This window comes from Megasphaera jansseni (assembly GCF_047974155.1).
Classification (GTDB): Bacteria; Bacillota; Negativicutes; order Veillonellales; family Megasphaeraceae; genus Megasphaera.
In genome coordinates this window covers 12797-24107 of sequence record NZ_JBHYRR010000031.1, presented here as the reverse complement: position 1 = coordinate 24107, position 11311 = coordinate 12797, and the positions used below count along the sequence as shown (strand labels likewise).

Sequence of the window (11311 nt, the reverse complement as noted above, 5' to 3'; positions counted from 1 at the left end):
CATGATACTCGAATGGGATGTGATGAAATCTCGCAACGGGACGCACAAGGCTCCCTTTATAGGGGAGCTGGCCGCCAAAGGCGGTCTGAGAGGTTAAAGGTCGGCCCCTACGCACAAGGCCGTTGGCCGTGCAGTTTTTGCGGTCTGCAGGACCGCGGCGACCTGCGACCTGTGACCAGCGAACTGCGTTTATTCCATGAGTCTGTCGCGGCGGAACGCCGCATCCGTAGGGGTGCCACGTGCCTTTTCAGCCCGTCAGGTCATGACTGCAAGGAATGTCAAGACGGTTGCTGAAACGGACCGCCGTAGAGGGGGCGCCCGCTACGCGCTGAGGGCTTCCCAAAGCGTCGTTGTCAGTTTGAGTCTGTCGCGGCGAAGCCGCATCTGAATCCGAAAAAGGCCATGCATGATAGCTTATGCTCCATGCATGGCCTCTTCATCACCAACTAAATTCCATATTCCTTAAATTTTTTCCAAATTTTAAATCAATTTATTTTGCTTTGCAATATCAGCAATAGCTTCCAGGGATAACTTAGTATACTGAGCAATCTTTTCAAAAGGTACGCCATCTTTCAGCATTTCCAGTACATCGTCTTGCTTCCCTAAATTCCAACCACGTTTTTCGCCTACTTCTTCACCTAATTTACGGCCGCGTTTTTCTCCACGTTTTTCTCCACGTTTTTCTCCACGTCGTTCTCCACGCCGTTCAATACCTTCACTCAAGTTACACATGGCTGCCACTCCTTTCTCTAAGTGCGGTGTCATTATTACATCAAATTCTTTCGCCAATAGTTTCTGTTTTTCTTGAGAGCTGATGTTATCCAAGAGCAGCATGTTCAACAGCCGTAGGATGCCTTTTAGCTGTTTATGGCTCTTGCTTCCCAAACAGACCAAGACGATATTGATTAAATCGTAATGGCTCCGCTCGGCCTGTGTATGACCGATTAGATGGTCTTCCGTGAGCCGATACCTCGAAATATTGTACTCCCATTTTTTCGTTGGCATTGTACAGATCCAGATGGAATAGACTTTCTGGATTTTTTCGTAATGGGATTTCACGAAAACCGTCCCGTACTGACTGGAAATCATGCGACCGCAATAGTAGACAGCCCGTTTCAACAAGGGATAACCCGGATTGAAATCGTTCTGCGCTTCCAGGTTGATGATAAGCTGAATCAGCCTTCCATCAACGGGAGCTACGGCATGGAACCGGATATCATAATAAACAGTTCCTTCCGCTCCGGATTTGTCTTCTGTCTGCTCGCTCTCGATGCGCGGCGAAATAGCTTCCGGTTCCACCGCAATGCGGCTGATGCTCGGTTCGCCCTGGATATAGCATTGGGCAATATCCTGCAAATCACAATCCTTGAATTCTTCCGTGCAGGCCTTCAGAATATGGGCCATGATGCCCCGCTCTGAAAGGACCCGCTTGCACGCCTCGTCATACGCTTTTTTCTGCGCTTTGGCCTGTTGTGCCGAATCGGACATGATGTTTTACACCTCCAGATTCACTTTTATTGTATAATAATCGTTCCCGCTCCGCAATAGAGCGGCTCATGATTCCATCATACACCACAAAACAGGGCCAAATAGAAATTCTAATCGTTTTTTAATCGAATTTCCGAATATTTAAGGAGCCGTTAATGTTGGAGCCTGACGGCTGGGCGTAAAGCCGTTCATCGTAGGTCGTTCGTCGTTCATCGAGTTTGGGGCCTAACGGCCCGCCGGCCGCTGGCCGCCTCCGTAGGGGACGCCCAAAGAGCGTCCCGCGTGAATCCTGTGTACATCCCCAATGACATACACGGCGACAGATTCAGAAGAGCAACATCGCCTCGAGTGGCTCTCGGCTCATGAAAAAATAGTGGCTCGTGATTCGTGGTTCGTGGCTCGTAAAAACCTACCATCATACAAGAATAGGTATGTCCAAATCTTACAACGGGCTGCCCAGCCACAGCTGTCCGTTTTGGCAACCGTCCTGCACCTCCCGACGGTCGGCACCTGACGGGCCAAAAAGGCTTGGGACATCCCCTACGCACAAGGCCGTTGGCCGTGTATTTTTTTTGCAATCTGTTACCTCTTTCTCTCCCATCGCCTGTATGCGATACCGCAGGGGACGTCCTGACCAAGGCGTCCCTCTACGCGCTGAGGGTTTCCCGAAGCGTCGTTGTCAGTTTGAGTCTGTCGCGGCGGAACGCCGCATCTGAGTCCAAGGAAAAGCCGTAGCACGTAGTTCGTAAAACTCCACCATTATACTCAAATATGCTATGATTGAATATCGTAACGGGCCGCACACGGCTCCCTTTATAGGGGAGCTGGCCGCCAAAGGCGGTCTGAGAGGTTAAAGGTCGGCCCATACGAATGCCCCGATTGGGGCTATTTTGCGGTCTGCAACCAGCGAACTGCGTTTATTTCACGAGTCTATCGCAGTGGAACGCCGCATCCGTAGGGGCGCCACGTGCCTTTTCAGCCCGTCAGGTCATGACTGCAAGGAATGTCAAGACGGTTGCTGAAACGGACCGCCGTAGAGGGGGCGCCCGCTACGCGCTGAGGGCTTCCCGAAGTGTCGTTGTCAGTTTGAGTCTGTCGCGGCGGAACGCCGCATCTGAATCCGAGACAAAAAACCAGCCACAGTGTGATTTCTCACGCTGTGGCTGGTTTTCTTTTTGCTATGTCAGTGCATCAGCACTATATTGTTTATCCGTTCAGACGGGCCAGGATTTCCTGAATCTGTTTCTTCATTTCCTGGTTTTCTTTTTCCAGGGCATCGATCCGTTTATCCTTGGCTGCATCGTTGGCTTTGATAGTCGAGATTTCTGCAGCCTGGTCATGGATGGTCTGAGCCATTTCGGCCTTGCTGACGCCGTTGTATGCGGAGCCTTTGCCAATCTTGAAGGAGACGCCGGCATTGAAGCCCGGGTCACCGTTGCCAAGGGAAATGCCCATGTTGACCATGGTGTTGGCGTTCGGCTGATAGAAGGCACCGACAGCAGCTGCGTTGGCGTTATGGTAATGGCCATAACCGACGGCGAAGCTTGCTTTATCAGCCGGGTCGAAATCAAGTGGATGGAGGGCTGCCAAGGCATTGCTGCCAGCTGCGGCTCTGTTGATGTTCGTATCCAAACGGCTGTACGCATTATTCATGTCGCGGTAAATCTGCTGCGTATTGGCAGCCGTGAGGCCGTTGACATATCCGACGTTAGCTGCACTGTTCGGGTCACTGGCATCACTTACGACACCGGTGATGACGCGGCTCGTCGTATTGCCATTGGCGTCCTTGCCGCTGACATCAATCTTCGTGGCCGTGCTGTTGCCGCCGATCTGGATGGTATCGCCCTTGTCGTTCGTGTGGATGAGGTCGCTCGTCGTCTTGAGGCCTGTGTCCAAAGCGGACAGGTTCTGACCGACTGTGTTACTACCCTTGACGTAGGAGCCGTCCTTGTCCACATGGACTTCCTTGTAGAGCGTGTCGCCGGAAATCAGGCCCGTATCGCCAGAAGCGACCTTGCCCTTGCCTTCGACATTGACCGCGTACTTCGTCGGCGTCATGTCCGTACCTTCCGTCTTCGTGACCGTCGTGTTCGTACCATCAACCACTTCGACCGCATCCTTGGCGATATTGTGGATAGCCGTCTTGCTGGCATCCGTGAAGTCGCCATTCTTGATCTTGGTGATTTCGTTGGTGTTATTCGTCACCTTATCACTGATGGCCTTATCGGCTGCTTCGCGGGCCTGCTGTTCATTGTACAGCTGCTTGCCGTTGACAGCATCTGTGCTGCTATCACTCAGAGTGCCATCTTTGACATTTGTGATGGTCGTGCCATCTTTACCTGCCAGCGTGACTTTCGACTTGTTGGAATCATCATACTTAACGGTATTCTGATCAAGAGAACTAATGGATTTATTGATGTTCGTGATATCTTCGGAATTCTTCTTGATAGCATCAGCATTGGTCTTGACCTGCGTATCGAGGGTGCTCAGGTTCTTAGAAACACTGTCATCCTTCTTGATGTAGTTGCCATTCTTGTCTAAAGAACCAATCTTCGTATCCAGTGCCGACAGATTTTCGCCCGTAGTCTTGTCTTTCTTCACATAGTTTCCATCTGTCGTCGGACGGACTTCATTATAGACAGTCTTGCCGGTAACCATCCGACCATCATCAGCTTTGATTTCACCGGTGCCAATAGCACTGCCCCACTTTTCAGCATTGGCTTTCTGGTCTTCTGCCGAAGCAGCAGAGCCGTCAGCGTTCTTCAGGTTGATACCGATGTTGGACGCATCGACGTTGGCTTTGCCTGCCAATGCCTGGTTGGTAGTATCGGCTGCACTATCGACAGCATTTTTGACAATGTTCTGGACGTCACCGATGTTAGCAGCGTTTGTTGTATTTGTGTAGCTGCCGGATGCATCTGCGCCACTGCCCACATTCGTGATGGTCTTATTACCAGCGTTAACGCCATTATTGGTGATACTCGGGCCATTGGTGATGGTCAAGCCGTTGCCATTAACCACGGTCGTAGAAGTCGTTGCCGATTCTCCTTCGCCAGTTGTAGTTGTATAGGTGGTGCTGTTCATACCTGTCAGGTCTTTTGCCAGCTGGACTTTCAGCTTGCCTTCCTTAGTGCTGTTGACACCGATGTTGCCTTCCGTCAGGTCACCTTTCGCACCGCCGATGATGTCGAGGGTGTTGTTCAGCTTCTTGGAAATGACGGTTGTATCATCACCTTTGAACTTCATACCGTCTTCCATGGTCGCAACCTGATGTTCACCGTTTGCATCTTCATAGACGATACGGGTCAGGCTCGTTCCATCTACGCCATTCTTACCATTGATGCCATTTGCTCCATCATAGCCATTTTTGACGGTAATATCGACAGCATTGGTGCCATCCTTGCCATTAGTGCCAGCAGGACCTGTCAGGCCGATATGGCCGACGCCGTCTTTACCGGAAATGGAAACAGCGTCTTTGCCGTCCGTGCCGGAGATGCCGACTTTACCGTCCGTGCCGTCTGCCCCCTTCGGGCCGGTGATGGTGACGCCATCTTTGCCCGGCGCACCATCTTTTCCGTCAAGACCGCGGACCGTGATGCCATCAGAGCCATTCAGGCCGATATGGCCGTCCCTGCCGTCGATGCCAATCTTGCCGTCTTCACCGTCTTTGCCCGGCTTGCCGATGTTGATATCCTTGGCAAGCTTCAGATCATACGTGACCTTGCCGGTCTTTTCATCCGTGGATTCATGGAGCAGGATGTTCTTGCCGGCATAGACGTCTTTATTCTGGTCATCTTTTGTGCCGGCTGCCGTGCCGCCTTCTACAGTCAGTGCCGTATGAGATGCGCTGGCTTTATCAGCTTTTGCGCTGATGTCATTGTAGACCTTCTGCAAGTCGCCGAGGTTAGCTGCATTCTTCAGAGCATCGCCGGTTGCTGTAGCAATCGTAACAGCATTGCCTTTTTCATCTTTAACACCATCGAGGGCACTATTCACATTGGTAATCTTGCCATTGTTGACGTCGACGTTGCCATCGCTGCCAAGAGTGATCTTAGCTCCCGTAGTAGTCTGCGATTCTCCTTCACCGGTAGTCGTCTGGTTGCTGATAGACGTGATGCCCTGCAGGTCTTTTGCCAGCTGAACTTTCAGCTGACCTTTATCCGTACTATTGACACCGATATTCTTGTCTGTCAGTTTCGTGCTATCCGCACCGCCGATGATGTCGAGGGTGTTGTTCAGCTTCTTGGAAATGACGGTTGTATCATCACCTTTGAACTTCATACCGTCTTCCATGGTAGCAACCTGATGTTCACCATTTGCATCTTCATAGACGATACGGGTCAGGCTTGTTCCATCTACACCTTTTTCGCCATTGATGCCATCCTTGCCATCTTTACCCTCAGTGTTGTAGCCATTTTTGACCGAAATATCAATAGAAGTCCCCGGCTTTCCATCTGCACCCTTCATGCCATTGGTTCCGGCAGGGCCCGTCAGGCCGATATGGCCGACGCCGTCTTTACCGGAAATGGAAACAGCATCTTTGCCGTCCTTGCCGTTCACAGCAATCTTATCTGCCGAGATATTCTTGTCCATCATGATCGTGATGGTGCCATCTTTGCCAATCTCCGTGGTCAGGTTATCGACGGTGTATTCATGGCCGGCTTTCTTGGCCGTGCCCTGAATCTTCACCGTAGTACCTAACTTAGCCGTATAGGCATCTCCCGAGTTGGCTGCGAACTTCAGGCCCTTATCTGTCAGATTGTTCTGTGCAGATTTCAGCTGGCTGACGTTGACAGCATCAGTATCATTGACGCCAGCTCTGACATGGATGATGCGGCGTTCCTTGTTTGTGTCACCGATTGAAAGAACGCCCCGGTTATTATCACTTTTCAGGAGATCATTAACTCTTACCTGGCTATCGGAGCCTAAGGCTATTGCATTCTTAATCTTTTCATCATCCGTTTTGATGTTGCCAATATGCGCTTCCCAGCCAATAGCCAAGTTCTGGCTGGACACGGCTGTAGCCTTTGTACCAATAGCAATACTGTTATTATGTGCTGTCGAATAAGTACCCAATGCCACTGCATTGCCACGAGCCTCAGTATTAACGCCTACAGCCAGAGCATCTCTCTGTGCGCTGGCGTTATGACCAATAGCGGTTGCGTTATCACCTTTGACTAAGTTCATCTGAGTATCTGACGAACCAATAATGACTGCATTTTTGGTATTTGTCAGTGTGTGGTTATCCCCAAAGACAATGTTGGACTGGTTCTGCGCTGTAGTGTCACCAGTTACGGTATTGTGAGCACCGATGAGGTAATCGTTCTTACCATTAGTCAGAGTGGTGTAGAAACCTTCCACATAGTTCAACTGAGAACTGTCAGCGCTGTATGCATCACCGCTGCCGGTAACCGTGTTGCCAACGCCGGTGACCTGCGTCATATATGCGTTGTCTACGCTGTTGCCGCCGCCCATGACCATGACCTGACCGCCGCTGGTCGGAACAGCATCCTGCAAATCCTTAGCCACAGCCGCTGCATCGTTCTTAGCGAGATCCTGCTGAATCTTGCTCAAGTCGAACTTCGAGGTATCAATAGCACGATAAGAATTGGTAACTGTGTTGCCTGCACCATAGATGATGGCAGCATTCGAGTCAGTCGTTGCATTGGCCTGGCCGACAATGCTGTTAGCTACGCCACTATGTTCTTTGGTGGCATCCGTGTTCTGGTTGATGTTGAACGTACCATAGGACAGCGCCGTTGCACCGCGGAGGTCATATCCACCTGCTGTCCCCTGATTGATAACACCAGAATAGGAGCCGGCTACCGTCGAGGCAATGCCATCCGCATGGGTGTTTAAGCCGGCGGCGATACTGCCCATGCCCTTGGCACCGTCATTGCCTTCATTACTGTAACCATCAACCTTCGGCAGGTTTTCATTGACCGAATAGTATTTGATATTATGGGTCTTATTGTTTAATGTACTCGTATTAGCTGCAACCTGTGCATCGAGGGCACTCAGGTTTTGGCCTGTCGTGTTGTTTGCCGAGACATAGGTCAATGTCTTGCCCGTTTCTGCAACCGGTGCATCATAGTTGTACAGCGTCTTGCCCGTTACGAGCTGGTCGGAGTTTTTAGCGGCATCAGCAGTAGAAAGCGTACCAGCGCCAAGGGCCTTGCCCCAGGCGTCTTTATTGGCAGTCTTTTGTTCTGCTGTTGCATCGGCTTCCGTGATGGTTTCCCCATCATTACCAACTGTATAAGTCTTCAGATTGGCACCAATATTGGTGGCATCAGACTTGGTATAAGGAGTCAGTTGTTCCCTGACAACGACATCATGGGCATCTTGGCCGTCAGCCGCTTTGACAAGGCGATTGTAATAAGCAGTATCATAAGTACCTCTTTCTACATTTGGAGAAATTGTATAATCATTCCAGGTACCATCGCTATTCTGTAATTTCTGATACTCCTCTTCAGAAATTTCTTTAACGCCTCCAGTATTAATATTACGTGTATAATAAGAATTTCCATCTTTCCATGCTTTTTGTTTCCATTTATAAGTAAGAAATGTATCTCCCTTATCGTGCCCTAAAGCAATCGTCCCAGATTCATCAGCCGTAGCCTGGTATCCCAAAGCTGTTGAGATATCTTTATAATGTAAAACTCTATACTTTCCATCGGAATAACCAGCGTATTGATAATATCCTGACATTTTACCAGACTGCATTTCAGTCATTAATTCTTTATATTTTTCTTCTGTTACCGAAAGATATTCCCATCCAATGGCGTCTTCTGTTACAGTAGACTGATACCCGGCTGCCAAAGAGAGATTAGCGTTCTCTTCCGTAGAACCACCTGCTATCCCAGTTGAGTTACTGCCATTAACAATAGATTGGTATCCACCGAAAGCTGTTGAATTGTATCCCAATACAACATTTCCCTGGCCACCTCCAACAGTCGTATAACTTCCTGATGCAAAATTACTGGCACCACCTACTATAGAAGCAGTACTAGCATTTATACTTATAAGATTAGAAATTCCTCCAAAGATAGAAGAACTCCTTCCACTGTTTTTATTCTGCTGGCCGCCTACAACAATGGCACCTTCGGTAAAAGGCTGTTTACCACGACTCTGATTTCCATAGTAGCTCAAAGCTTCATTATTAAACCCGCCGATTACTACAGTCTCCCATCCATCAGCTTTATTTTGTTCACCACCTACTGTAACAGAAAGTTTTCCAGATGCCTCATTACCCTTGCCGCCTACAGTAGTAGAATATGAGCCAGACGCTTTATTTTTAATTGGAGATTCACTATTAACATCATCACCACCGCCTACAGCTGTCGCACCTGTTCCGGAAGCAATATTATAGGCACCACCAACAATTGTACTATATCCGGCCCAATCAGATTTCTGAACTTCATTTTTATATCCGCCTAATATAGCAGAGTAGTCACCATTTGTTATATTATGGCTACCACCATTAATCAATGTATAGTATCCAGATGCAGTGTTATATCTACCACCTACGACTACACTTCCTTTTTCCCTACTAGAATTTTTTTCATCTTTAGTTCCAGTAGCATTATTTTCACCACCAACAAGTACAGAGTCAGCTTGGAAAGTGCCATAAGCATGATCTAAATATCTTGTTGGAGGATACGGATACGAATACCAGCCATCCTCTATGGCGCTACCACCTAAAATCAAAGAATTGTTACCTGTCGCTTCAAATTCTACTTTGCCTTTACTATTACTGTCCTTAGTAACGCCATAGTTCTTTCCCAAATTGCGTTCCAGTTCGATGGTCTTGCCATCACTTCCATTATCAGTAATCTTAATGCCCCAACCTTTCTTGACAGTCAAGGCATTTTTAGCATCATACAGCTGTTTGCCGGTAATAGCATCCGTAGAACCAGCAGAAATAGTACCTTCAGCCAATCCGGTGACTTTGTGGTTGCTCACATTGACATCGCCGCCGGAGATGGTGGTACCATTTGCTCCTAAGTCAATTTTAGCACCTGCTGTTGTTGTACCATCTGTCGCCGTCGTCTGGCTGGTGATGGAGGTGATGCCTTTCAGATCCTTATTCAGCTTGATTTCCAGTTTGGATTCCTGGGTTTGGGTTGTGGTGCCATCATCATTTTTCTTTTCTAATGCCGGGGTGGAAACGACGCCGATATTCCCATCCGTCAAATCTTTTTCCGTTGTGGCGCCGCCCGTGATATTGAGCGTCGTGTTGAGTTTTGTCGGAGTTTGGGTAGAGCCATTCGGAACCTCTTTTTGCACATCGCCGGTAAAGGTAATGCCATCATCCAAATTGGCAATGTATTCAGTCCCACTCATGGTGTTTGAATATACCAGACGTCCTTTCAGGTTATCCGGTGCGTCCGTAGCACTATGCAAATAGGTAGAATCTATTTTCCCTTTAGGATCAATGTTGTTAAAGGCAATATATCCTTGTGCGTTATGGTTCCGGTCTTCTCCTACACCAAGGACAACGCCGCGCTTTGTCCCTGAAGTACCTTCTTCACTTCCATAGTTGACACTGACTGTAGAGCCATCAATGCTCACACGATTACCCAAGTTACTGGCTTCAGTAGAATCGGAATACACATTCAGGCTGCCACCATTACCACTAGTTGCTTCGCCAAGGACAATGTTCCTGTTCAGACCGATCTTGACATTGGAACCTGTATTGGACACAGTCACATTGCTATGATCCGCTGTCCCGTTCTTTCCATCCACAGCAGGCGAAAAGTCAACGGTCGTGCCGGAGGTGATGGTAGCAGCTTTAGTATCATCACTGTTTGTTCTCAATTTCCAGCCAGTGGTCCCGATAGAATCAATGGCTGTTTGGAGCTGACCAACGGTAGCTGCATCAGAAGCCTCGACGCCGCCGGCCACATTAGAAATGCGACGGCGAATAGGAGAAGTCGTGGACTTTCCGGAAGTGTCTTTCGTGGTGACAGTACCACCTACGGAAACATAGGAAGAAGCTTCTTCATCTGTATAGACGGATTTCTTTTTCAGAGATTTTTTTGCTTTATCATCCATTAATGCCTGAGAATAGGCGCCAATAGCCACATTTCCATCTGCAGCGTTTGCACTATAGCCTAATGCTACCGAAGCACCTTTTAGTGTTGGGTTATTTTCCAAATATCCATAACCACTGCCATTTTCATCTGACATTTGATAAACGCTCAGCCCTTTATTGGTATCTGAGTTTGTGGCTTGTGCATTGGAACCAATAGCTATAGAACCATATCCACCAGCATCCGCATTAAAACCAACAGACGTTACATAATAGGCTGGCTTTGGTTCGTTTCCTGGTTTAAGATAATCTTTGTGTTCGCCAATATAAACACTGCCTACAGAGTGTGTTCGGTTGTTATTACCAATTGTAACAGTTTGCTGTCCTGCCCCTGCATAAACACCTACGGTAATGGCACCAGGGTTCTCAGACCATACACCTCCATAATTCGAGTTACTGCTATCCCGTTTACTTAGTAAGGGATTCTCTTTCTTCCCCTTTTCATCATATACAGTTGTGTTTATGCCAATGTAATCATTTGTAACGTTTGTAACATCTTCTGCCTGCACTGTCGGCATCCCTACAAACGAGAACGTTCCCAACGCCAGCAGCACGGCTGCAGTCAGTGCTGTTTTGCTTTTGCCGGGACATACGGTGGTTTTGCAGTGACTTTTTGCCAGTTCTGAAACGACGACGTAGCAATGTCTTGTTTTGCTGTAAATAACCTTAAATATTTTGTTCATAATTTTGCGCATCCTTTGCTTATAATGATTTCACCGTATATATCAT

The 11311-nt window shown here is 48.4% G+C and carries 2 protein-coding genes and 1 pseudogene; all 3 read right to left on the bottom strand.

Annotation, left to right across the window (positions count from 1 at the left end; translation table 11 throughout):
- Positions 1-480 precede the first annotated feature (480 nt).
- On the bottom strand, positions 481-1488 hold the full coding sequence (locus ACE418_RS11090; RefSeq protein ID WP_416450665.1) for a hypothetical protein: 1008 nt from the start codon (positions 1486-1488) through the stop codon (positions 481-483).
- 1206 nt (positions 1489-2694) lie between these two features.
- Positions 2695-10545, bottom strand: coding sequence for a YadA-like family protein (locus ACE418_RS11085; RefSeq protein WP_416450679.1), 7851 nt, complete (start codon positions 10543-10545; stop codon positions 2695-2697).
- Positions 10546-11133: 588 nt separating this feature from the next.
- Positions 11134-11265 (bottom strand): annotated as a pseudogene (locus ACE418_RS11080) (ESPR domain-containing protein); the annotation flags it as partial.
- Positions 11266-11311 lie beyond the last annotated feature (46 nt).

Coding starts and splice junctions, on each gene's coding strand:
- ACE418_RS11085 (WP_416450679.1), bottom strand. CDS start 10,545: ATGGATGATAAAGCAAAAAAATCTCTGAAAAAGAAATCCGTCTATACA.
- ACE418_RS11090 (WP_416450665.1), bottom strand. CDS start 1,488: ATGTCCGATTCGGCACAACAGGCCAAAGCGCAGAAAAAAGCGTATGAC.